At 42.2% G+C, this 23,956-nt stretch carries 21 protein-coding genes; 2 read left to right on the forward strand and 19 right to left on the reverse strand.

Going from position 1 to position 23,956, the window contains the following annotated elements; translation table 11 throughout:
* Positions 1-11: 11 nt before the first annotated feature.
* The gene (locus tag MTO98_RS21160; protein WP_243480974.1) at positions 12-794 is read right to left on the reverse strand and encodes a Rossmann-like and DUF2520 domain-containing protein; all 783 of its coding nucleotides are present in this window, start codon (positions 792-794) and stop codon (positions 12-14) included.
* 81 nt (positions 795-875) lie between these two features.
* Between MTO98_RS21160 and MTO98_RS21165 the strand changes: the two genes are divergently transcribed.
* The gene (locus MTO98_RS21165; RefSeq protein ID WP_243480975.1) at positions 876-1,796 is read left to right on the forward strand and encodes an alpha/beta fold hydrolase; all 921 of its coding nucleotides are present in this window, start codon (positions 876-878) and stop codon (positions 1,794-1,796) included.
* A gap of 144 nt (positions 1,797-1,940) precedes the next feature.
* Here the strand turns inward: MTO98_RS21165 and MTO98_RS21170 are convergent, their stop codons facing one another.
* The 14 genes from MTO98_RS21170 to MTO98_RS21235 form a co-directional block, all read right to left on the reverse strand.
* The gene (locus MTO98_RS21170; protein ID WP_243480976.1) at positions 1,941-2,657 is read right to left on the reverse strand and encodes a phytanoyl-CoA dioxygenase family protein; all 717 of its coding nucleotides are present in this window, start codon (positions 2,655-2,657) and stop codon (positions 1,941-1,943) included.
* Between the two features lie 10 nt (positions 2,658-2,667).
* Positions 2,668-5,130 carry a cytochrome c biogenesis protein CcsA gene (gene ccsA, locus MTO98_RS21175; protein WP_243480977.1) on the reverse strand — a complete coding sequence of 821 codons (2,463 nt, stop codon included), beginning with the start codon at positions 5,128-5,130 and terminating at the stop codon, positions 2,668-2,670.
* Between the two features lie 9 nt (positions 5,131-5,139).
* Positions 5,140-5,550, reverse strand: coding sequence for a cytochrome c maturation protein CcmE (locus MTO98_RS21180; protein WP_243480978.1), 411 nt, complete (start codon positions 5,548-5,550; stop codon positions 5,140-5,142).
* Between the two features lie 352 nt (positions 5,551-5,902).
* Entirely contained in the window at positions 5,903-6,520 is a 618-nt protein-coding gene (locus tag MTO98_RS21185) for a hypothetical protein (RefSeq protein ID WP_243480979.1), read from the reverse strand.
* A gap of 116 nt (positions 6,521-6,636) precedes the next feature.
* Entirely contained in the window at positions 6,637-8,073 is a 1,437-nt protein-coding gene (locus tag MTO98_RS21190; RefSeq protein WP_243480980.1) for a Glu/Leu/Phe/Val dehydrogenase, read from the reverse strand.
* Positions 8,074-8,225: 152 nt separating this feature from the next.
* Positions 8,226-8,435 (reverse strand): CcmD family protein, encoded by a 210-nt coding sequence (locus tag MTO98_RS21195; RefSeq protein ID WP_243480981.1) that lies wholly within the window; start codon positions 8,433-8,435, stop codon positions 8,226-8,228.
* Between the two features lies 1 nt (position 8,436).
* Positions 8,437-9,111, reverse strand: a complete 675-nt coding sequence (gene ccsA, locus MTO98_RS21200; RefSeq protein WP_243480982.1) for a cytochrome c biogenesis protein CcsA — start codon at positions 9,109-9,111, stop codon at positions 8,437-8,439.
* 82 nt (positions 9,112-9,193) lie between these two features.
* Complete coding sequence (locus MTO98_RS21205; protein ID WP_243480983.1) at positions 9,194-9,904, reverse strand: hypothetical protein; 711 nt, start codon at positions 9,902-9,904, stop codon at positions 9,194-9,196.
* Between the two features lie 78 nt (positions 9,905-9,982).
* On the reverse strand, positions 9,983-11,167 hold the full coding sequence (locus tag MTO98_RS21210) for a carboxypeptidase-like regulatory domain-containing protein (RefSeq protein ID WP_243480984.1): 1,185 nt from the start codon (positions 11,165-11,167) through the stop codon (positions 9,983-9,985).
* Positions 11,168-11,492: 325 nt separating this feature from the next.
* Complete coding sequence (locus MTO98_RS21215) at positions 11,493-12,866, reverse strand: di-heme oxidoredictase family protein (RefSeq protein ID WP_243480985.1); 1,374 nt, start codon at positions 12,864-12,866, stop codon at positions 11,493-11,495.
* Between the two features lie 8 nt (positions 12,867-12,874).
* Complete coding sequence (locus MTO98_RS21220; RefSeq protein ID WP_243480986.1) at positions 12,875-13,951, reverse strand: imelysin family protein; 1,077 nt, start codon at positions 13,949-13,951, stop codon at positions 12,875-12,877.
* Between the two features lie 9 nt (positions 13,952-13,960).
* Positions 13,961-14,386, reverse strand: a complete 426-nt coding sequence (locus MTO98_RS21225) for a ubiquinol-cytochrome c reductase iron-sulfur subunit (RefSeq protein ID WP_243480987.1) — start codon at positions 14,384-14,386, stop codon at positions 13,961-13,963.
* Between the two features lie 11 nt (positions 14,387-14,397).
* Entirely contained in the window at positions 14,398-15,639 is a 1,242-nt protein-coding gene (locus tag MTO98_RS21230; RefSeq protein WP_243480988.1) for a hypothetical protein, read from the reverse strand.
* Positions 15,640-15,837: 198 nt separating this feature from the next.
* On the reverse strand, positions 15,838-16,521 hold the full coding sequence (locus MTO98_RS21235; RefSeq protein WP_243480989.1) for a heme exporter protein CcmB: 684 nt from the start codon (positions 16,519-16,521) through the stop codon (positions 15,838-15,840).
* A gap of 69 nt (positions 16,522-16,590) precedes the next feature.
* On the opposite strand from MTO98_RS21235, the gene MTO98_RS21240 reads away from it, so the two are divergent.
* A complete protein-coding gene (locus tag MTO98_RS21240; protein ID WP_243480990.1) occupies positions 16,591-17,100 on the forward strand; it encodes a methylated-DNA--[protein]-cysteine S-methyltransferase in 510 nt (169 codons plus the stop codon).
* Here MTO98_RS21240 and MTO98_RS21245 read toward each other — a convergent pair.
* The 4 genes from MTO98_RS21245 to MTO98_RS21260 are packed head-to-tail and all read right to left on the reverse strand — an operon-like array spanning position 17,097 to position 23,918.
* Positions 17,097-19,025, reverse strand: coding sequence for a response regulator (locus MTO98_RS21245; protein ID WP_243480991.1), 1,929 nt, complete (start codon positions 19,023-19,025; stop codon positions 17,097-17,099). The genes MTO98_RS21240 and MTO98_RS21245 overlap by 4 nt on opposite strands.
* A 27-nt stretch (positions 19,026-19,052) precedes the next feature.
* Positions 19,053-19,640 carry a chemotaxis protein CheB gene (locus tag MTO98_RS21250; protein ID WP_243480992.1) on the reverse strand — a complete coding sequence of 196 codons (588 nt, stop codon included), beginning with the start codon at positions 19,638-19,640 and terminating at the stop codon, positions 19,053-19,055.
* Positions 19,630-20,460 (reverse strand): protein-glutamate O-methyltransferase CheR, encoded by an 831-nt coding sequence (locus tag MTO98_RS21255; protein WP_243480993.1) that lies wholly within the window; start codon positions 20,458-20,460, stop codon positions 19,630-19,632. The genes MTO98_RS21250 and MTO98_RS21255 overlap by 11 nt, the downstream gene beginning before the upstream one ends.
* 2 nt (positions 20,461-20,462) lie before the next feature.
* A complete protein-coding gene (locus MTO98_RS21260; protein WP_243480994.1) occupies positions 20,463-23,918 on the reverse strand; it encodes a response regulator in 3,456 nt (1,151 codons plus the stop codon).
* Positions 23,919-23,956: the final 38 nt, after the last annotated feature.

Genomic DNA, 23,956 nt, shown 5'->3' on the forward strand with positions numbered 1-23,956 from the left:
AAGTAACAAAATTACTCGTGTGCCGTAAGCCCTTTATTGTTTTTGATAATACCCTGACTTAATAAAGTATAAACTTCCTGTAACATAGGCATATCGCTTAACAACTGCATATGAGCAACCATAGTACCTTCATCATTTCGTACAGCCGGGCCGGTCTGCACATTGCGGGGCTCCTGCTCAAGTACCTTTTGGGCTGTTTCCAAAATCAGCGGACGCAGCAGGTCAAACTCCATTTGATTTTGCGCCAGCAGGTCCTGGGCAACGCTATATAAATAGTTAGGAAAATTACAGGCGAATACCGCTGCCAGATGCAATATTTTGCGCTGGGCCGAATCAACCGCGTATACATTATTGCTGATAGTAAAAGCGAGCTGCTTTAACTGGGCAAGGATATTATCGTTGGCCCCTTCAAGACAGAGCGGGACAGATCTGAAATTAACCTCTCTTATCTTGCTAAAAGTTTGAAGAGGGTAAAATACACCGGCATTGGGAGTTAAATTAAGCAAAGTGTTCAAATCGGTTGCTCCTGATGTATGTACTATTAACTTTTCATGAATTGCCAAGGCCTTAACAACAGCAGCTATTGCATCGTCCTTAACCGAAACAACAAATAATCCGGTATCGGGATTAACTTGGTCAAGGTTATCAATAGCTTCAGCACCGACGTGGTAAGCCAGCAAGGCCGCATGCTGCACATTGCGGCTATAAACCTGAACAATGCGGTGACCAGCATTTTTAAACGCCGCCGCCATATGTGTAGCAACGTTGCCGGAGCCTATTATGGTTATGTTCATATAATCTTTACAATGAATAAATTATTTAACTAACTGTAGTATAATTATTTCTGTATTTTAGAAACCAACATCTACTACCGCATGAAAATACTTAAAGTAAGCATCATAATTGTGATATTTCTTGTCGGGGCCGCGTCATTAATCCTTTATGGCTTCTATAAATACAATGATAAAGAAACCAAAACCTTAACCGATGCCAACCGCAAAAATATCCCCGGAAGTTTTATCAAATTAAGCCAGGGCATAACCCACTACCAGCTTGAAGGACCGGATAGTGCTGAAACTGTTATACTTGTTCATGGTTTTAGCGTACCTTATTATATATGGGATCCTACGTATGATTTTTTGATAAAAAAAGGTTACCGGGTGTTGCGATACGATATGTACGGCCGTGGCTATTCAGACAGGCCCGATGTACCTTACACCCAGGACCTTTACAACACACAACTGCTTGATCTTATTAACCAGCTTAAATTAACCGGGAAAATAAATTTGGCCGGTGTATCATTTGGTGGCGCGGTAATAACAAACTTTGCCTGCAGCCATCCCGATATTATAAATAAAGTTATTCTTGTTGACCCGGTGTATGAACAAAAAAAGCCTGTAGCGCCCCAATATTTCACCCTGTATAATGAAGCCGTAAACTCTGACGAACGGGCCAACGGGCAATTAACCGATTTTCTTTATCCGAAGAAACATCCTGAATGGATAAAACGCTATTTGCCGCAAATGAAATTTAAAGGGTTCAGAAATGCATTGGTTTCAACCTTGTACAACTATAATCAAAACGGCCGCCAAAGCAATGCCTGTTTAAATAATGTCGGGAAAAATGTACTGCTGATATGGGGCAAAGCCGACAAAACTTTACCAACACGTTTTGCCGACTCTATCCGCAGCGTTTTAAAAGTTGATTTTTTCCCGGTTGATGGCGCGGCACATTTACCGATAATTGAAAAGGCTGATACGGTGAATGCTAAGATCCTGTCGTTTTTGAAGGGATAAACTCAATTTATCCAAAGCGTCATCGCGAGGCACGAAGCAATCCCCAATTAGCAGAGCGGCTCTGTATAGTGCGCGATTGCTTCGTACCTTATAATGACATGGTAGAGATGTGGTATCGCCTTTATAGCAATCAGATTACATCACTTACAAAAAGTTCTTCTCCGCCCAATCAATCCCTTCCGCCAGCTCAGCCCTGCTGAATTCAATATGTACTACCCTCCTCTTTTTATTATTGGTAGTACGATTTGACGCGTGCATGAGCAATGGCCTCATGATCATGATCCCGCCAATTGGTACGCTGCAACTCACCTCGGTTTCCTGTTGCCAGTCGATATTTTCAGGGCGATAAATTTCTTTAAGCTGTGAACCGGGTAATACTTTCAACGCGCCGTTTTCTTCATCGGTATCATCCAGATGAATGCGAATGGTGAAGTTATCCTGCAGGATATTTATTGGCGGCTGCACTGCAAACTGATTTTGTTTAACCGTCCAGGGGCCGTAGCCTGCTATGTCAATTTTGCTATCCACAGAAATGGTCAGGTCCTGGTGCCAGGCCACAAACCAGTTGGATGATCCGGGCTTATCGAAATAAATAGATTTAACAACAAAATAACCGCCGCCAAAAATATTGGAGATAACACTTTTCAGCCTGTCATTGAATAAAAGAGGAGCAACATCCGGAACAGCTTTCAGAAACTGCCTTATAGCAAACACATCATCAGTTTTACGGAATAGCGGGCCTGACCTATCGGCAGATTCAATGACCTTGATAATGGCACCAACTTCGGCACCGGTATACATATCCTCTACTACGGTAAATCCGTCATGAGCTATATTAAACCGGTGCCCGGTTAAATCCATCTAACAGAAATTAAACTGTTTTAAGTTCTTTATTACGCCTTTGGATAGAAAGCAGGAAGCCGATCACCATAATGATAGTACCACTCCAGAAGAAATTGATATATGGGAAGCTGATAGCGCGCATTACAATCCATGGGCGTTTATTTTGAGGCTGCTGATAAACAGTGATCTCCACCTTTTTATTTTCAGGGTTGATCCTCGAAAAACGTAGTTTTAAACCGGCATCATCAACCTTACGGGCAAAGTCAAACACATTCCCTCCCCTGATCATAAATACAGGCTCGGCAGTATACACTTTACCATCATGAGCATGAACCTCGATGTTTGCACCGATAGCTACGTCATTGGCAGTAAGTGGTATATTTTGAACTGTAGCCTGTTTGTTTAATGATTTAACCAGCATAAAGCCATCGCGGTACCTTATGGTATCACCGATAGCAACTTCATGAGCTACAGGCTCGTCATAGTTTTTATCATCGTTACCTTCATCGTGCCCAGCTTCGCCCTGCATTGCAAAACCTTCGCTTGGGATGGCGGTAACGTGGGTATACAAGTCATTTAACAGATAATGCTTGGTATCGGGCGATGAAGACATTCCCGCATCGCGGCTGGCCTGTACTTTTGGCTTAAGCACAAAGTTTTCTACCACTTTACCATTGGCGTCAAACTTTTTATAATCAACCCTGTAAAAATGGTATGGTGATGATATCGAATCGCCAAGGTAGGTAACTGTATAATCGCCCATTTTTACCGGGGTATTTTTGTAGATCATGATATTTTCGCGGGCATTACCGGCTTTAGCATCAAAACCCTGTACGTTAACAACGCCACTCGCATTTTCAGATACTACCTTACTTGTACCGGCAGCTATTACTGCGCCAACCATCAGCAAGCCAAAACCCAAATGCGCCACAGCCGAACCGGCAAGCTTAAACTTACCTTTAAAGGCATCGACCAAAACTTTGGCATTGGCAATAACCGAGTAGATGGAGCCGCACATTACCAGGTTGAAAACGAAACTAAGTCGATAAACTCCTGTTACGTAAACAATAAGCGCTGTTATCAATATCGAAAACAGGAAATATACCCCTGTAGTAATAAAAAATCTGGTAATATCGGTCTTTTTATATTTCAGGAATTGCGTGAAGCCGGTAAGTAAAGTCACCACAAATGCAAACGACGACTGTATCACGTTATAATGCTTAACAGCATCGGCCGGAGGTGCTATCTTGGTGCCAAACATGGCGTTCCATACCGGTACCGATGTTACCACAATAAGGTGAAAACACGATAACCCTAAAAATACCGAACCTACAAACATCCAAAACTCACGTGAGTAGGTTTCTTCGTCTTTTTTGGTGATAGGTAATTCCTTCCATCGCCATACCAATATATAAATAGATAAAGCAAGGAATATCAATATCCCGATCACCAACTGCCAAAACATCCCCAGGTCGGTAAAAGCGTGTACCGAACTTTCGCCCAAAATACCGCTCCTTGAAAGGAATGACGTGTACCATACCAGTACAAAACTTAGCAGTACCAGCAGTGTAGCAGTAAAATATGAGTGACCAGTATTTTTAAATACGATAAGCACGTGCAAAGCTGCAACTATAGTTAACCATGGAAAGATCGAGCCGTTCTCAACCGGATCCCAGGCCCAGAAACCACCAAAATTCAGTGACTCGTATGCCCAGAATGAACCCATGATCACACCTGTACCCAAAATCATGGAGCCAAACAAAGCGTATGATATAGCGGGTTGTACCCATTCTTTATAACGTTTTTGCCAAAGCCCCGCAACCGCATACGCAAACGGAACAATTATTGAAGCGAAACCCAGGAACAATGTAGGCGGGTGAATGACCATCCAGTAATTTTGTAGTGAAGGGTTCATGCCTTGCCCATCTTTTATGAAGTCCAGATAGTTAGGCTGTGAAAATATTGGTGCTTCAATACCCGAGTTACGTAACAACAGGAATGGCGAACTGCCTATCCGCTGACCGAAAATATCGATACCCAGAACCATAGTGCCCAATATAACCTGCGACAGGGCTACAACCGTCATTACCGGGCGTTCCCATGATTTTGCCTTTGCTATAAGTATATTCCCTAAAACCGCCTGCCAAAAAGCCCAAAGCAAAAAGCCTCCTTCCTGCCCGTTCCAGAAACCGGATACCAGGTAATAAACAGGCAATGAGCGCGAGGTATAAGCCCAGGCGTAGTGATATTCGAAATAATGATTGTAAAGTACATAGAACAGGCAGGTGCCCATTCCTAAAATAGAGATGGAGTTCACGTAAAAACCTAAACGGCCTAAACGCTGCCAGCTGCTGTTAGCCTTGCCGGCATCATCGGTAGTAGCAAAATAGTAACTTATAAATGACAGCAGGGCTGCACCAAACGAAAGAACAATAAAAAACTGGCCGATTTGTCCCGGTAAAAGGTGTTCGCCCTTAAAAACTGTATTCATCAAAAATGATTAAATGCTGGCTTGCTTAGCCTTTACTTCTGTAACTTCTAACTTATCCTGGGTATATTTTGATGGACATTTCATCAGGATCTTTGAGGCATGAAACTCTTTGCCAACCATTTGGCCGGTAACAACCAATTGCTCCGAACGCTCAAAATCGTCGGGCTTAGTACTATTGATAATCACCTTACGCTCCTCGCCTTTATTATCTTTCATGTAAAACGAAAAATAATTGGCATCCTTGGTGGCGTCATAAACCATTTCCTTACCCTTGCTAAAATGACCTATTACATGCAGTTCGCTGCTGGTTTGCTGTGCCTCGGCAAAGGAAGCATAGGTGCTTGAGCTTGAATAAACACTAATGATAACCGCTATAGCTATAGCGATAACAACAAGACCGAAAATTGCACTTTTTTTCATCCGCGGTTTATATAATTAAAATAACGATTTGCAAAAATACAAAACATGCAGCGAAATATGTTTATTACAAGACATATGTATTATTTAGAATCATTATTGATAGATAGATCAAGGAGTACGTCATTGCGAGGTACGAAGCAATCCCCTACTTGCAGAGCGGCTCTGCATAGTTCGCGATTGCTTCGTACCTCGCAATGACGTGTGGGTGAAAATTGCCTCGTACCATGATATAGTTTTATTAAATCCCCCCTTTTTGCAATATAAAGGGCGATACCTGCGGCCCGGGCTCTTCGCTCATACAGCACAAGGCCTTAATCACAGGCCGGTATCCGCTACTATCCCCATCGCGGAATTATTGGTTTTGCAACTCTTTATATAAGGCATTCAGATCTATCTTAAAGTTATTCATTTTAAGAGTTTGGGCAATTTTTATCAACAGGTCCTTGTTTTCTTCCAAAGTTTCACCTTTTGTAACCGGCGAATTGAGGTTAAGTGCCTGCCCAAAACAAAGCGTACTTAAATTGATTTGCTGCAAAACGGAATTGTTATCTGCAGGCATTTTATAATACCAAAGCAGAAACAGCTTTCCGTTGAGCGTAATGAAGTTCTTTTCTATATCCGAAATTTTAAGTTTCGCTTCGCCTGTAATATAATCAAGTTCATATTGCATGTACCCTTGCAATTCGGCATGTTGCCGGGCCGAGGAGGTGTCAGTTTGACTGAATGCGCTATTACTAATAAGAACAAACTGCACCAGGTGCTTATCTACCTGTACCAAATTGGGACTACTCATTGGTTTAATATCCTTTGTAACAATATCAAGTGTAAAGGAGCGGCTATCGCTGTTGTAAACCTGCTTCGCACCAAATTTAGCTTCCATAAGGGCGGGAGTGAATTTCTCTGCCATTTGTGCGTTTAGGGCCGAAAAACAAAAGAGAAGGAAGGCAATTACCAGTATTTTTTTCATCATGTGATAAGCTGATCTAAGATGACATTAATTTTCAGCTTTACAAACAGCTCCAAACAAAAACGAGGTGAGCTTTTTCAAACCCACCTCGTTATATATTAAAACTATTAAATCCTTAATTACGGCCAGATGCCCAAATTCTGGTACGACACCGCTATCTTATTAATAGCACCAACCATAGCTGCGTTACGCAGCGTTCCGATCTCAGGGTTGTTTTTGTAGATCTCTCTGATCTCGTGGTATGAGCGGATCATGGTATCTTCCAAACCTGAGTTTACCAGCTCAAGTTCCGATGCTCCTTTAATAATGGTTGAACGTTGAATTGGAGTTAAAGCTACTCCGGTAATGCCTTCAACCATATTTACCAGGTTAAGGTTGGAGTTTTCTTCAAACCTGCGGTTCATCCTGCCGAAAGCTACGTGGCTCAGGTTCTTTAACCATTCAAAATATGACACGGTTACACCGCCTGCGTTGGCAAACATATCAGGTACGATCATGCCGCCATTGGCATAAAATATCGCTTCGGCTTCAGGTGAGGTTGGGCCGTTAGCACCCTCAACAATGATCTTAGCCTGTATATTGCGGATGTTTGCTTCTGTAATTTGATTTTCGAGGGCGGCAGGCACCAGGATATCACATGGCTGCTCAAGGCCTTCCATGGTATTGGTAAACTCTTGAATTGCTGCAGCGTAACCTAAAATAGAACCGGTAGCCTTACGATGCTGAAATACAGCCTCAATATCTAAACCGTTCTCATTATAAATAGCGCCTTCAAACTCACAAAGCCCAACAATGATCGCGCCCATTTCCGACAGAAACTTAGCCGAATAATAACCTACGTTACCAAGGCCCTGTACAATTACCCTTTTACCCGATAAGCCTGGCAGTAAGCCGATCTTTTGCATATCCTCGCCAACGCTTACACATTCGCGGGTAGCAATGGCCACACCACGACCGGTAGCTTCCCTCCTGCCGGCAATACCGTGCAGCGCAATAGGCTTGCCGGTTACAGCGCCCATAGCATCCAGCTGACCGGGGTTCATGGTAGCATAAGTATCAGCAATCCAGCTCATTTCGCGCTCGCCCGATCCATAATCAGGTGCAGGTACGTCAATGCTTGGGCCAATAAAGTTCTTTTTAATGAGCTCAACTGTGTAACGGCGGGTGATGTTTTCCAGCTCGCTTACGGTGTAGTTTTTGGGGTTTATTTTAATACCGCCCTTGGCACCGCCAAACGGAACATTAACTATGGCGCATTTGTAGGTCATGAGTGCGGCAAGAGCCATCACCTCATCCTCGTTCACCATTTCGCTGTAGCGGATGCCGCCTTTAGTTGGCGATTGGTGGTGCGAGTGCTCAACGCGCCAGGCATCAATTACCTCGAAACCGTTGCCCCTGCGGATAGGGAAACGGAAGCGGTAAACACTGTTACATGATTTAATTTGATCAAGCAGGCCGGCATCATGTTTGGTGAATTGGGCAGCGTGATCGAAGTTTTTACACACGTCACTAAAGAAGTGTGTTTCTTGGTCGGCAATCAAAATATTCGTAGCCATAACTATTGTATAAATATTAATCTCTTAAAAAAGTGAGCAAATTTGGTACAATTTTTATCAATATTGCAAATATTTCTTAGTTAGTGTGCCTTATACACTACCCAACACCGCCGTTAAAAATATGTTTAAATTGTTTAAACATATTTTTTGAACTACTTTTCGTTTTCGACTTTTTTTAATCTGCGGTCTATAGTGAACAGATATACGGCCAGTCCAACAAAAATTATGGAAATAGTTGCTACAACTACGTAAATTTTTCCCGACTGGCGCAAAGCATCGGCCATTTCAACTTGTTGCCCCTGCTGTGCAAAAACAGCGGTACAAAACGTAAGCAGTAACAATAAAAGCGTTAATTTCTTCATCTCAATTTATAGCGTTCTTCTTATTCTCAATTAAACGGATGCGGTAACGGATGGTTGCTATCCAAAGGGCAATAAAGCTCCAGCCCAGCATGGCCGGGTAAAAGGCTATCTTCATACCGTTATCCAGGTCGTATTTACCAAATGCAGGGTTACCGCCGCTGCCGGGGTGCAATGAATCTGTTAAACGGGGTAAAACAAATATCAGCACAATCATAATGGGGAAAGCGAAGATGTTGTAGATAGCCGAGATCTTGGCCCGCTTCTGTTCCTCATCAATTGAGTTACGAAGCACCAGGTAAGCGCAGTACAATAAAAATGCAATGGCCGCACTGTTTTGTTTAGGGTCACCGCTCCAAAACTCGCCCCAGGTATATTTTGCCCATAGCATGCCAGTTAACAGCCCTAAGCTGTAAAACAGCAATCCGGTATTAACACATTCAACAGAGGCAAGGTCGTGCTCCTCTTTACCGGTTTGCAGGTATTTAATACTGAAATAAACCGATACAACAAAAACCGTGAGCATCCCCATCCACATAGGTACGTGGAAATACAAATTACGGATGGTTTCGTGAATAATTGGCAGCCTCGGCGCTTTGAAAACCAGGCCTGTGTAAAAGGTAGATAATACCAGCAAAACAGCTGCTACCTTCCACCATGTTTGATAAATAAACTTCATATGATTTATGGCGGTAAAGGTAATTAATTATTTGCTCATTGATTCGAAAGTAAGTTTAGACAAACATAAAGTATTACACATTTCAGTGAATCTCTCTTACAATGGGGGCCGCCTTAATATTGGTTTGACTGGCATGCTTTATGATTTTTACAGTCCCACCCACATACAATGTTGTCAACAATTTATTATTCGAAACATCTAATCGCGACACAGCCGTTGAAAGCACATTAAGGTAGGATAAGGCAGAATTTGAACTAATATCAATAGTTTTTAATTCTTTATTACCTATCAACTCTAATGCACTAAGATTAGCCAAGTTTTTGAATTTGATATTTTCAAATGCGTTGGCCTGCAGATAAAGCTGTTTGATATTGTCAGTACCACTTAATTCGATTGAATCAAGGTTATTTTGCGCAACAGCTAAAATGTTTAGATTTTTAACGTTCTTTAGTATTAACTTTTTTCCGAGAGCGTTTTTTCCAATATAAATTTCCTCAATAGTATTATTGTCAAAAAACACATCCAGGTTTGCAATCTGGTTAGACATTGCGTAGATCTTTTTTAAGCTTTTAAAATATTTCAAGTCATCTAACCATTTAATATTATTTCCGGCTACGTTTAATTTTGTCACAGTATCAATTTCGGAAACTGCTATTTCATGATCTTTGTTAAAATCATACCCATTTTTTAGCAGGGCCGATTTTAAATTTTGATCTTTAAATACTATTTGCTGTGCGCAAACTCTCTGCGTAATAAAAACAATGATTAATATTAAAAAGCTTGTATACTTCATAAAGGATGTAGCAGGGATTATACCCGCAACAGTTGCGGCAAATATAATTTGAAATTAGCAAAGTCCTCTTGAAATTAATCAATCCCCAGGCTCATAGTCAATCGGCAGCAGGTCACCAAGCTTTGCTTTTGACCATGAGCCCTCATAAAGCGGACTCGGGCTCGATACCACAATACCATTCATATCAAAAGCTATGTAGCCCGAATATTTGGTCATGATGCTGGTTTCATAATTGGGCATATCCAGCGGATGATAAACATCCTTAAACTCTGTAGTCTCCTCGCGTTTGGTATATACAACGTATAAAAAGTGCGGAAAAGTAAGTGCATAGATGCCATCCTGTGGTGTTTTACGCAGGATCTCAAATTCCTGGTAAGGCAGCTTCGCGAGGTTTTCACGATACCACTTAGTCATTTTCGACAGGTTATAATAACGCATTGCCGAATCGCGCGGGCCCTCCCGGTATTTTTTCATCTTCTGCATCAGCACTGCTTCTTCAGGTCGTTCGGGGTTAATTTGCCTTGTAAAATCATGCGCCTCAAACCCTTCTTCTTTCAGTTTTCCTTTATAAAGCGAACGGTAAAAATGCTGGGCCGATCCATAATAAGCCTGCTCACGTTTTTGTTTCCAAAGCTTCTTTTGCGCAGCACTGCCGGGCAGATTTTCAAACAAAGCACTTCCCGAATAGGAGATAGTATGCTCGATAGCATCGTACAAAAAGTTTTTCAGCAAAAATTTGGTACGATAGCCCAGCGCCAGGTTCTCTACCACCAAAAACTCATCACCAGAGGCTTCCAGTTGTTGCTTGCCCCTGTGATAAATAATATTCAAAATATGCGGATTGGTAACCTTACACTCCTTGCCGTTTTCGGTATCGCCAACAAATTCCTTGCGGAACAATTCGTAGTTCTTTTTCCAGTCGGCACTGCTGCTGATCACTACTTCGCGCAGCATCAGCACCTTCTGATTAACCTCGATACTCAATTTTGCCGGTTCGCGGCCAACCAGTACAGTTGTAGAATATTCTTCAATACTAACACCGGTAACCACCAACTGGTATTGGCCAGGCTTTACACCAGCCAAAGTGAAAGTTCCATCCTCGGCTGTAGACGTGCCGTAAGTGGCATTGTTTAAAAATACGCTGGCATTGGCTACAGGACTTTTAGTATCAGCCCGAACTACCTTACCTGTAATAGTACCGGTTTGCGCCGAAACCATGAGCGGGCATATAAACGCGATAAGCAAAAACCAATAAAAACGCATTAAATAAAATTAGGATTTTTTTTCAATCTACTAAAAAACACATTTTTTATGAACGGTTAATGAATTGTTGACGTATAATTTTTGTTGCGGTAGCTTTGCTGACGAGCGCGAGTTGAAACAAACAAAAACTATGTCATTGCGAGCGCAGCGCGGCAATCTCGTAGCCAATGCATATCCGTCCGGTGTAGCATGCGATTGCCACGTCGCGCCCCGGCTCATTCCTTTGCCGCTCCTCCACAATGATATAGATTTTTATAGGGTAACAAATAAAAAGCGGCATAAATTACTTCACGCCGCTTCAAAATATCATCAGGAAAGATACGAACTACAAACTCTGCAAAAAGCTGAGCATTGCATCCCGGTCAACTTTTGATAAGGTACTAAAGAATACTTTTGACGATTCAGCCTCGCCGCCATGCCACATAATAGCTTCAGGAATGCTTCGGGCACGGCCGTCATGCAGGTAATAACCCGGATAATTGACCTTTTCAAACAAGCCCAAACCCCAAAGCGGAGCAGTACGCCACTCCTGTCCACCGGCTAAAAAGTCGGGACGGTTATCAGCAAGGCCTGGCCCCATATCATGTACCAGCATATCTGTATAAGGATGGATCACCTGGTTTGAAACCGATTTGAAAGCTACGTTTATACCTGTTGTAAGGGTTTGGCGGTGACAGCTTTCACATTTTCCTTGTTTAAATAATAATTCGCCCCTTTTGTTGGTAGCATCGGTAACATCACGGCGGGCCGGAACAGCAAGTGTAGCCGCATAAAACCTTACGGCATTTAATGTACTATCGGCCAGTTCCGGATCATCTTTCAAACCATCGTATTGCGATTGGCCAAAAGAGTTTTCAACCGGGAATATCTTATTGGTAATACCGATATCCTGGTTGTAAGCAGCAGCAACCTGGGTAAGCAACGATGCAGTGTTGGCTTTCCAGCCAAAACGACCCAGTTTGCGCGACTGTGTTGCTACATCCCAAACGTAGTTGGCATGTCCCTTTATGCCGTCGCCGTTTGAATCATTAGGGTCGGCCATAGCAACGATAGTACTTTCAGGTATGGCTTCCAACAATCCTAAACCATACATTGGCGGTGCCAGGCGCGGCGACAACATGTATCCTGCCGACAGAGCAGTATACAGATTACTTAGTGTATAAGTAGGCTTGCGCAAGGCATAGCTTTCACCGTCCGGAAAGTTGTAAACTACCTCATTATAAGTAATATTAATCTTGCATTCAGGCGTTTTTCCAAAAACGGCTTTGTCCTGCAATTGCAAACCATAACCGGGTGCAGCAAGCGGGCCGCCATGCTCATCGGTACCTGGAATGCTGATCCTCACCAGGAGCGACGAATTTGATTCGCCGGCTGTTGGCAAGCCTATCCCATCGTTATGATGACACGAAATGCAGGAGTTGTTATTGAAGATAGTTCCCAAACCCGGATTAATAGGCGCAGGCGCAGTAACAAATATCTTGCTGAATGCTGCATCGCCTAAGCCATGAACCTCTGCATCATAGCCCGAAAGTCCGGGAAACATATTGCCAAACGAGTGCGAGGTAATATCAAACACAGTGGCATCACCTCCCGATAAACGCTCGTCATATTTATCTGCAGGGAACTGGGCTGCTTTCTGGCATTTTGCGAGCAGCAGCACCAAAAGCACCAACGCGCCTATTACGCTTAACTTCTTCACTTTTAAACTTAGTCCTTAATATTGGTTTGTATAAATGTCATCAAATCGCCTTCAAGCGTGGCCTGTAGTGTTGCAAGGGCCGTTTGGCTGTTTGATATTTTATCGCGGTTATCATAAATAGCTTTTTCAAAAGTTGGGGTTATCAAAGCCATTGCCGATAAAGCAGTTTGTATCTGTGTTTTGATCTTGGTATCTAATGATGCGTTTTTTGAAGCAACCAAAGCGCTTAAGCTGGTGGTGCCCCTGGCGTTATTGTAAGTAGCTGTGTAAACGTTAAGTACACCCTGTATGTTATTGATGAAATCGGTAGTGGTGTTGTGAGAATATGACGACTCGTCTTTTGTCGAATCCCTTTCTGTGAAAGGTTCGGCCATTTTACCGGTACCTACTTCTTCGCAAATGCCTCCCATTTGTGTAACAATGGTAGTAAACAATTCTTTGCGTGTTTTAAAAGCTGTACTTCCATTGCCAGCGGTAGTGATTTTTAATGCATAATTGCCACCCGAAGCCGCCCAGCTATTCATAAGTGCAGTAGTTGTGTTTAATAAACTTTGTGAAGCATACTTCAGATAATCTTTTTGGCGGGCTGTGATATCAGTAGCTTTCCTTGTACCGCCAGGGCCAAATATAATGTATTCGATACCGTGAAAACCTTTTGAAAAACCGTCAAGAGCATCAACAGAAGCCAGGGTAATAGCATCAGAACTTGAAATCAAAGCGTCAACATCTACCCGGTTCAATGGCCAACTGTCCATAGTTGGGTCATAGTTATCGTCTTCAACCGGGCCAAACAAAAAGCCTTCAGCCTGTTCCCAGGGCTGGCGGGTATTTTTCCATGCTACGCGGGCAGCAGCCAGGTTAGCGTCAGTTGGCGTTGCTAAAAATGTAGTTATTGAAGTGTTTAGTACAGTTGCCTTTGCCTGAATATCAATGTAATTTGGATTGCCTACAACGCTAACAAATTGGGTTATAACTTCCTGCTCATCAACTGCAGTATTTTGAGTTCCGCCTGGGTTGTTATCTTTTCCACAGCTGCTTAATCCGAGGATGGCAGCACATGACAGACCAAGTAAGGTATTTTTCATGGTAAAAATTTAAGTTAAATGAATTATGATTTGATTGGATATTAATTCTGTAGCGTATTTCTTTAGTGGCCGTTCGGCCGGGCCTGCAGTTACCTGGCCTTCGTTGTTAAACGTGCTGCCATGCAAATCGCATTTGTAACCGTTATTACCAACAGGGGTGAGTTGGTTATCGGCATGTGTACATTTTAACAGTAATGCGGTGTACGTGCCGTTAGCCTCTTTTTTTAAACCGATATTGTAATACTGGTTTTTAGGCTGGATCAACTGAAAATTAGTTGATCCGAAAATGGTTTCCGGAACGGTTACTGTATTGTTGGCCACAGCCGCCTTATAGACGGGCAGGGTAGCACAGCCCGCTAACGAGCCAACCAGCATGCCCGCACCCGCTGCAAGGCATAGCGAACAAGACTGCTTTACAAATTCTCTTCTATCCATGTTGTTTAAGTTTAAAATGAATACCCAATACCCAGGTTTATCAAAGTATTACTGGTTTGGTAAGGCAATGCAACCGGGCTTGGGTTAATGATCAGCGCCGGGTTTTGTACACCGGTATGGGCCAGCCTTACATCGCCTTTAACCACCACGTTTCGTAAAGGCAGGTAAGTTAACCCTGCTACCACAAAGTTTTGATTAAGCGTTTGATCAGTAAAACCATTTGATGGGATACTGGCATTAAGATCGAGTTTCTCATCGCGCACAAAAACAATCAGCTGCGGAGCATTTAATTTTCCGTAGTTATTGCGGTAAAGCAGATCATAACCTATTTCGGCATAAGCACCGTAAGCCGTTTTAGGGGTATTGCTACCGTATGCCCTGTTGATTTTGTCAGCGTCTTTAATAGAAAGGATAGTACCCAATACTTTTACCGAAAAACCTTGTCCGTTATACTGGATATCGCCCTCGCCCATAGCAACCGGTGTACCAAATACACCCGAGTTTAAACCAAGGCTATCGGCTTCTGTTTTGCGGATGCCGACCGTACCACCGTAATAACCAGATAGCTGGGCTTTAAAGCCACTTTGATAGTATTGAAGCGCGCCGGTAACAGCAAGGTTGGTACCTGTTGCGTTACGGCCTTCAAATCGCCCGTCAATAATGCCGGTGCCGTGGGTAAAACCACCAGCACTTAAACCGTTCATCAAACCAATCGAATAGTTAATAGGGAAATTATTTAAACGGCCATAAAAGCCAACACCTAATTCGCGCCAGGTGGCCGGAATAATCAGCGTTTCTACATAGTTACGTTCGTTACCATTAAAGGTAGTTGGCAGGTGGTTTTCATTCAGGATGCCTATCCTCGGCAAAAACAAACCTGCTACTATGTATTGGTTAGGGTTAAGGTTAAATTTCAGGTAAGCCTGTTCAATGGTGATCTCGCCCCCCGGTTCGCCGCCGTTTACTTTGGCGTCTTCCAGCTCAGTTTCAGAAAAGAAAGAGATCTTATCGCTGAACTTGTGGCCCACAAATAGCACAAAGCGCTCTAAATCAACCTTGGCCGTACGGTGATTGTTATTATACTGGTAAAAAGCATTACCATAACCGCCTATGGTAGTATTTGTTAATAGCGAGCTTCTGCCAGAATTGTTATTAAGCGAATCTTCGGCAGTTGAGGTATTTGGCTGCTGCGCCAGTACCGTACCCGAAACAAAAAAAGAAAGTACAACTAAAGTAAGGGTTTTAGCATGCATTGTTGTTTGGTTAAGTCGGCAGCAAAAGTAATTACTAATTTAGACTTAATCCAAATTAAAAACAAATTAGAAGAAAATGTGAAAAACAAGGCAAAAATTTGCCGTTTTGAGGCAACGCATAGCAAATCATGCTAAAAAGTATTAGTCTGCACCTGATCAGGAAATTAAAATGAATGATTAAAGGGTGCTATGACCAGATCAGTCACGCCACAGATAAGGGAAAAGCAATAGTGCTGTAGCTATAACAATAGCATTGATAGCACACAAAACACCAATATTGCCATAAAAAAAACTGTGGTCTACCCCATCCATCGCACTTTTACTCAATTTAATAAGCACCAGTATTACCGGTATAATTACCGGAAAACTCAATATGGCCATCAATGTGCCATTATTACCCGCCTTTGAAGCAATAGCCGAAATCATGGTGAATACAGTTGAAAAGCTAATGCTGCCAAGCAGCACCGCCAGGAAATAGTAAAGCAAATCGCCAATGGTGTTGGGGAAAAATACTTTATATATCACTAACGCCAGTATGCTTAACAAAGACATTAGCAAAATATTATAGATTGTTTTTGAAAGGATGATAGCTTGCGGACTGGCGATGGAATAGTAATAAAGCAACCGGCTTTTACTTTCCTGCAAAAAGCTTTTGGCAATGGCATTTACCGATGCAAATAGCATAATGATCCAGAACAATACGTTCCAAACTATAGGATAACCGGTGCTATTTGAAAAACCGGGATTTAAATTAAGCGAAATATAGCACACAAAAACTGTAGAAACCACGTAAAGCAAAACGCCATTAAAAGCATATTTGGACCGCCACTCGAGCAAAATTTCCTTTTTTAGCAGGTACCAGGTTTCGTTAGTAAGTTTCATGACCGCAAATGTAATAATTACCTGCGAGTGAGAACAAGCATTTGACAGGCTAAAAAAATTAGCTTAATTTTGAATATAACATACCATTTGCCCATGCCCATAGCTTATTTCCGCACACCGGTTGGCATAGCCCGCATTACCGAAGAAGAAGGCTTTATAGCATCCGTATCCATACGGGACGAGGAATATGAAATTGAACCTGCTCCCACTCAGTTATTGCAAACGGCTATTGACCAGTTAAACGAATATTTTGCAGGCACAAGGAAAGATTTTACTTTTCCGATAAAGCAACAAGGCAGTGAATTTCAACAACAGGTTTGGGACGAGTTATTGCGCATTCCGTATGGAACAACCATTACCTACGCCCAGCAATCTAACCAAATGAGTAATCCCTTAGCTATACGCGCGATAGCTTCCGCTAATGGCCGAAACCACCTATGGGTTGTAGTACCATGCCACCGGGTAATAGGTTCGGACGGTAGCCTTACCGGCTACGCCGGCGGCGTATGGCGCAAAAAGTGGCTGCTTGAGCACGAAGCTAAAGTATCAGGTGTTGGACAAACCAGGCTGGAGTTTTAAGCATCCACCCTCAACAACCTTGCAATTTTTTCATGCAGCTGATAAGGCAAAAATGGCTTTGAAAGCACATCATTCATCCCTGCAGATAAAGCCTCTTGTTGCTCATGATCATAACTTGCTGCCGATAATGATATGATAGGAATACTCCGCTTAGGTTCCTCAAAATCAACCCGGATGGTTTTGGCCGCCTGGTAGCCGTTCATTTCGGGCATATGGGTATCCATTAAAATAATATCGTACTCTTTATTAGTAAGCTTCTCTATAACCTTACGGCCATTATCAACCATTTCCACGTCTACGTTCCAATCCTTTAAAATTTTGGAAAGCATGAACTGGTTCACCATGTTATCTTCAGCTACCAATACCCGTACATTATTAAACGGCGGCAGGATTTTATCAGTTTTGGGGGTTAATTTGTCCTTTGGTTTTAAACTTATGGTATACCAGTTCACAAAGTTAAAAGTACTGCCCCTGCCTACCTGACTGCTTACTGTAAGTTCGCCGCCTTTTAATTCGGCAAGCTTTTTAACTATGGTAAGCCCTAAGCCGGTGCCACCATATTTGCTTACAGTGTCTTCATCGGCCTGTTCAAATGATTCAAAGATTCGGTTAAGCCTATCGGCCGGGATCCCTATACCGGTATCCTCAACGCTGAACTTTAGTTTTACCTTGTCATTATGCTTTTGAAGTACAGCTATCTTAAGCTTTACATATCCCCTTTCGGTAAACTTAAGGGCATTGCTTAGCAGGTTCATCAGTATCTGGTTCAGCCGTAACGAATCAAGCATAAGATATTGCGGCACTTCCTCTTCTATATCGAGCAAAAATTCTATATTATTTTCGTCGGCCTTGAACTTGAGGAGATTAAAAACCGAATTCACAATGTCGTAAACATTATTGGCCGTACGGACGATACTGAATTTGCCTGCCTCTATTTTTGAAATATCAAGTACATCATTTATTACCCCAAGCAATGATTTTGATGAAGTGTCAAGCAAATCGAGCATTCCTTTTTGCTGATCGGTAAGGTTTGTTTTACGCAAAAGCGTGGTAATACCGATAATGCCATTAACCGGAGTACGTAATTCATGACTCATATTGGCCAAAAACGTCTCCTTCACTTTTTTACTGTACTCGGCATTTTCCTTTGATTTGATCAGTTGCTCCTGGTAACTCTTTTGCGGAGAAATATCACTGATGTTCAAAAAGATGATCTTGTTTCGGTAAGATGCACGGCATTCAACCCAAATTATCCTTTTATCAAAAGTTTCAAACTTAAATTCGAAAATGGCATAGCTCAGGTTGTCCTTAATGATCTCGCCCAGCTTTTTCCGAAACATGGCCCTGTGGTCATCAATGGCGAGGTCAACAATACTTTTACCGATGAGTTCGGCAGGCATAAAGCCCATTATTTTTTCGACCGTTGGGTTTATGTTTACAATGCGCAGACTTTGTGCATCTACGGAAGTAATTATATCGGCCGAGTTTTTAACCACCACGGCATAATCTTGTAATTCGTCGTTTTTTTGTTTTATTTCGGCCTGCGTACGGGCCAGTTGTACAAATGAGTCGACCTTAGCCGATGTTATGTAAGGATCAAGCGGCTTATACAGATAATCTACCGCGCCGGTGCCAAGGCCTTTTACAGCATACTTGGCCTCTTTTGAAATAGCAGTAACAAATATAACCAGGATATCTTTGGTACGCGGATTAGATTTGAGCATTTCTACCAATTCAAAACCATCCATTTCGGGCATTTGCACATCAACAAGCGCAATAGCGATGTTGGTTTCCCAGGCTATCCTGAGGGCTTCATTTGGGGATGTGGTAGAAAATATTTTGATATCATCGCGCTCAAGCAATGCTTCAAGAGCTATGATATTCTCTTCTCTGTCATCAACTATAAGAATATTAACAGGGGTCATTTAATATTAATTAGGGGTTGGTGATTGTTACGATAGTAAAAGCTTAAAAATCTCATCCTGTGTTAAAACATAATCGGCCGCACCCAGGTTAATCGCTGACCGTGGCATTTCGGGCATTTCGGCATCCGCAGGATCCTGCGCTATAGTAAGGGCACCTGTTTCATGCAATTTCAGCATACCTCCTGCTCCATCCTGATTAGCTCCTGAAAGCAAAATGACCGCACATTTATTGCCATAAACCTCGGCTGCGCTTTCAAAGGTAACATCTATTGATGGCTTTGAATACCAAACCGGTTCTGAAACATCCAGACTAAAATATCCCCCGTCTTCTATCAAAGTATGATAATTTGCCGGGGCGATATACACAGTATTCGTTTTAAGAATATCCTTATCTTCAATTTCGCGCATGTACATACGGCTGTTTTCAGCAAATAGTTTTTCTATTTCGCTGAAAAAATTTTTTTTTCGGTGAATGATAAGGATTACGGTTTTCCCCAATTTTTCGGGAAGATCTTTAATGATCCGGAACAAAATTTTAAACGAGCCCGCCGAGCCACCAAATAAAACTATTTGGGCATCGTGCCATCTCTCCAGTAATTTTTTATCAGGTCCCAACTTTTTGATAAATATTTTCTTTCTGGTTGATCACCTTAAATTTGCTCTTAAACGAATCGGACCGGATAGTTTCCTTACTGCCAAGGCATAAATACCCCAGCGGGCAAAGGCTATTATAAAACAGGTCAAGGATCCGCTCCTGCAGAAATGTTTCAAAGTAAATAAAAACATTCCGGCAACTTATCATCTGAAACTCATTAAATACAGTATCAGATATTAAGTTATGTACCGAAAACAACGTATTTTGCTTTAATTCATTGTGTATGGATGCAGCATCGTACAAAATGGTAAAATGATCGGTAATTGAACCTTTTAAGCCAGTGTACTGATAGTTTTCGGCGTAGCTTTTTATATTACGCAAGCTATAAATGCCTTTTCGCGCCTCTCGTAAAACCTCGGTATTGATATCTGTGCCATAAATAAACGATTTTTTACCCAAGCCAGCCTCGTTAAGCAATATAGCCATAGAGTAAACCTCTTCGCCTGTTGAACATCCGGCGCTCCAGATTTTGGCATGTTGATAGGTTGAAAGATATGGAATGACCTGCGTATTAACTGCACGATAAAACGAAGGGTCGCGGAACATCTCAGTTACGTTAACCGTTATTTCTTCCAAAAAACCCTGAAAAAAATCGGTATCATTAATAAGTACATGCTTAAGATCGTAAAACTCAAACTTATTGAGCAGCATGATACGAGTTAGCCTCCGCTTTAATGATGCTTTGGTGTAACCCGAAAAATCAAATCCATGAACTTTTCTTACAATATCAATAAGCTCATGAACCTGTGCATGTGATATAATTCCCTGCGCTGTATCCATAATTAACTCTCAAGCCAAAGCTGCATCAGCGAAATCAGCCTGTCCATATCAACCGGTTTTGTGATATAGTCATTAGCGCCGGCCGCTATACATTTTTCGCGGTCGTCTTTCATTGCTTTTGCAGTTAATGCTATTACAGGCAATTTAGCCCATTTGTTTTGCTTACGAATATGCCTTGTGGCTTCATAGCCATCCATTTTAGGCATCATGATATCCATAAGCACAATATCAATATCTTTAATTTCTTCTAATTTAACAATAGCTTCTTCCCCGTCGTTGGCTATCTCTACATTAAGATCGTAGCTTTGCAGGGCACTGCTCAACGCAAAGATATTACGCATATCATCATCAACAATGAGTACTTTTTTGCCTTTTATGGCATCCTTGCTCTTGGTTATTGTTTTAGGTTTAGCAGGAACTCCCGGCGACACTGGCTGCGGTTGCGCATTTGAGCTTTCGCTGATCTTGTTCAGGAACAGGTTAACCTCGTCAATCAACCTGTCGGATGATTTGTTGGTTTTTACAACCATGGCATTTGCGTAGTGCATCAACCTGTTAACTGATGTTTTATCAAGCTCCATGGCGGTGTTGATGATAACCGGCAACGAAGCAAAGCGATCAACTTCTTTGATCTTATCTAACAGATCAAGGCCTGAAATATCGGGTAGGTTTAGATCCAGGATCACGCATTGGTATTCATTTTCATGAAGCAACCTGAATGCTGATTCGCCGTCAAAAGCCTGATCGACAGTAATGCCCTGGCCCTGCATTAAATCTTTCAGCGCCTGGCTTTGGGCTTTATGATCTTCAACCAGCAGGATCTGCTTAAACCTGGTGCCGTTTTGTACCATTATATCTGCAAAAAGCTTATCCAAAGTTTCGGTATTGATCGGCTTCTTCATAAAGTTGATGGCACCTTCCCTGCGCACGCGATTTGCTGCAGCGTCTCCCGCCGACATCAGGTGAACCGGAATATGCATCGTATCTTCGTCGTTTTTCAACTCCTTCAATATCTGCCAGCCATCTTTTCCCGGCAGCATAATATCCAGTATTACGGCATCCGGTTTGGCTTCCTTAACAATTTCAACCGCGCGGGTACCTTCATAAACCATTACTGATTTATAACCATGATCGCGGGCATAGTCCTGTAATATGTTGGCGAAGTTTTTATCATCTTCAACAATTACCACCAAAGGCTCTCTGCCGGGTTCGCGTGGCGCGGCTTTAGCCGGTGCTAAAAATTCGGCGGTTGCTTTAAAAGTTTCGGCAGTTGGCAGTATCACATCTTCTACCGTTGCCACCAGTTTAGCCTGATAAGGCACCGTAAGTACAAATTCGCTGCCTACGCCCGGCTCGCTGCTCAGGGATATACTGCCACCTAACAGATAAGCAAGCTCACGGCTTATAGACAACCCTAAACCTGTACCGCCATATTTACGGCTTGTTGAGCCATCAGCCTGTTGAAATGCCTCAAATATAACTTTCTGTTTATCGGCTGGAATTCCGATACCTGAATCTTTTATAGCAAAGCTTATAGTTTTGTCATTAACGCCCGGCCTAACGTTTATTGAGATCAAACCGTTTTCTGTCGTAAACTTAAACGCGTTGCTTAACAGGTTCTTGATCACCTGCTCAATGCGTACTTTATCGGTAAAGATGGTTTGCGGCAGATTGTTATTTATACTGGTAGTATAGGTGATTTTTTTATTGCTGGCTACTTCGGCAAACAGCATTTCCATATCGCCAACAATATCGCTTACTTTAATGTCCTCATTCTGCATATCCAGTTTACCCGATTCAATTTTTGAAAGGTCGAGGATATCGTTAATCAATGTTAACAAATCGTTGCCGGCATTGAAGATAACGCTGGCATATTTTATCTGATCTTCAGACAGGTTGGCCGGCTTATTATCTTTAAGGATACGTGCCAATACCAGGATACTGTTAAGCGGTGTACGTAACTCATGGCTCATATTGGCCAAAAATTCCGATTTATATTTACCTGTAGTTTCCAGTTCATCAACTTTGAGGTTGATGGCCTGGCGGGCTTCTTCAATAGCCTGATTTTTTTCTTCCAGCAAACTTGCTTTTTCTTCAAGTTCGGCATTGGTGGTGCGCAATTCTTCCTGCTGTACCCGAAGCTCTTCTTCCGAGGCCTGTAACTCTTCTGTTTTTTGAACAAGCTCCTCGTTGGTAACACGCAATTCTTCCTGCTGTGCTTCCAGCTCTTCGGCCTGTTGCTGCGTTTCCTCGTACAAGTCGTGCATAATGGTACGTGCCTGCGAGGTGTTAACCGCAATACCAATATCATTGGCTATCGCTAACAGGTATTCAGATTTATTTTTTGAAATACATTCATTAAAAGCAACCTCCATTACACCTTTAAGCTTTTTGTCAAAAAAGAAAGGTATAATAAATGATTCGGCCAGTTCTGTTTTTAATACCGACGACGAAAGTTCAAGTTTATCATTCAGTTTGCCTTTTACAACAGCTGCTTTACCGTCTTTGGCTATCTGGCCAACCCAGCCCTCGCCCAATTGTACCGATCTTTTAACAAAATCCGGATTATGGAACGCGTATGACGCATAAAGCTCGAGCTTATCATTTGCTTCGTTGTAAAGGTAAAATGTACCGGCTGCGGCATTGGTATATGCAGATACCTCCGATAAAATATTATTTGATAACTCCTTTTCAACCTGCTGGCCCTGCATTTTTTCATTCAGCTGGCCGGTACCGGTGAGCAGCCAGTTTTTGGCTTCATTATCGGCAAGTACTTTACCAAGCTCAATATTGGCAACCCTGATCTCTTCCTCAATTTTCTTTTGCTGATCAAATGTTTTTTGAATATAGAAGAACAATATCAGAACGATCAATAAAAATACGGCTGAACCAACTACTATTACAAAAACTGCCGTGTAAGAGGCTGTTTCTGAACTTTTTTTCCGGTCTTGCAGAAACTGATTTTCAGATTTAATGATACCTGCAATAATGGATCGGATCGTATCCATATTTTGCTTGCCATTTAAAAACATATTGTTCTGCACCATAAAGTCCAAACCTTTGGCATCATGGGTGTCAATATCTTCTTTAAGAATAATTCGCTGGGAGGCAACAAGTGAAGTCAGTGAATCGATCCGCGCTTGCTGAATAAGATTATCTCTGGTAAGATCACGCAACTCCTGCAGATCAACACCAAGGCGGGGAAGGGCCTCGTTGTAGGGATCAAGAAATATCTTTTTATTGGTTGCCCCGTAGCCGCGCATACCGGTTTCTGCATCAATTAAATGCTGCAACAGGTTATTTGACGAGCGAATAACACTCTGAGTATGATCAACCCAAACATTGTCTTCCTCAAACTGGCGGATACTGGTGTAAGATAAAACACCAACCACTAATACAAGGATGATGGAAACAACAAAACCCGCTAAAACCTGCTGGCGAAAAGAGAACTTTAACATTAGGTATTCGTATTAATCTGAATTACAAATATGTTCAA

The sequence above is a fragment of the Mucilaginibacter sp. SMC90 genome, assembly GCF_022811725.1.
Taxonomy (GTDB): Bacteria; Bacteroidota; Bacteroidia; order Sphingobacteriales; family Sphingobacteriaceae; genus Mucilaginibacter.

Excerpts from the sequence above, each read along its gene's own strand:
- MTO98_RS21160 (WP_243480974.1), bottom strand. The coding sequence starts at position 794 with ATGAACATAACCATAATAGGCTCCGGCAACGTTGCTACACATATGGCG.
- MTO98_RS21165 (WP_243480975.1), top strand. The coding sequence starts at position 876 with ATGAAAATACTTAAAGTAAGCATCATAATTGTGATATTTCTTGTCGGG.
- MTO98_RS21170 (WP_243480976.1), bottom strand. The coding sequence starts at position 2,657 with ATGGATTTAACCGGGCACCGGTTTAATATAGCTCATGACGGATTTACC.
- ccsA (WP_243480977.1), bottom strand. The coding sequence starts at position 5,130 with ATGAATACAGTTTTTAAGGGCGAACACCTTTTACCGGGACAAATCGGC.
- MTO98_RS21180 (WP_243480978.1), bottom strand. The coding sequence starts at position 5,550 with ATGAAAAAAAGTGCAATTTTCGGTCTTGTTGTTATCGCTATAGCTATA.
- MTO98_RS21185 (WP_243480979.1), bottom strand. The coding sequence starts at position 6,520 with ATGATGAAAAAAATACTGGTAATTGCCTTCCTTCTCTTTTGTTTTTCG.
- MTO98_RS21190 (WP_243480980.1), bottom strand. The coding sequence starts at position 8,073 with ATGGCTACGAATATTTTGATTGCCGACCAAGAAACACACTTCTTTAGT.
- MTO98_RS21195 (WP_243480981.1), bottom strand. The coding sequence starts at position 8,435 with ATGAAGAAATTAACGCTTTTATTGTTACTGCTTACGTTTTGTACCGCT.
- ccsA (WP_243480982.1), bottom strand. The coding sequence starts at position 9,111 with ATGAAGTTTATTTATCAAACATGGTGGAAGGTAGCAGCTGTTTTGCTG.
- MTO98_RS21205 (WP_243480983.1), bottom strand. The coding sequence starts at position 9,904 with ATGAAGTATACAAGCTTTTTAATATTAATCATTGTTTTTATTACGCAG.
- MTO98_RS21210 (WP_243480984.1), bottom strand. The coding sequence starts at position 11,167 with ATGCGTTTTTATTGGTTTTTGCTTATCGCGTTTATATGCCCGCTCATG.
- MTO98_RS21220 (WP_243480986.1), bottom strand. The coding sequence starts at position 13,951 with ATGAAAAATACCTTACTTGGTCTGTCATGTGCTGCCATCCTCGGATTA.
- MTO98_RS21225 (WP_243480987.1), bottom strand. The coding sequence starts at position 14,386 with ATGGATAGAAGAGAATTTGTAAAGCAGTCTTGTTCGCTATGCCTTGCA.
- MTO98_RS21230 (WP_243480988.1), bottom strand. The coding sequence starts at position 15,639 with ATGCATGCTAAAACCCTTACTTTAGTTGTACTTTCTTTTTTTGTTTCG.
- MTO98_RS21235 (WP_243480989.1), bottom strand. The coding sequence starts at position 16,521 with ATGAAACTTACTAACGAAACCTGGTACCTGCTAAAAAAGGAAATTTTG.
- MTO98_RS21245 (WP_243480991.1), bottom strand. The coding sequence starts at position 19,025 with ATGACCCCTGTTAATATTCTTATAGTTGATGACAGAGAAGAGAATATC.
- MTO98_RS21255 (WP_243480993.1), bottom strand. The coding sequence starts at position 20,460 with ATGGATACAGCGCAGGGAATTATATCACATGCACAGGTTCATGAGCTT.
- MTO98_RS21260 (WP_243480994.1), bottom strand. The coding sequence starts at position 23,918 with ATGTTAAAGTTCTCTTTTCGCCAGCAGGTTTTAGCGGGTTTTGTTGTT.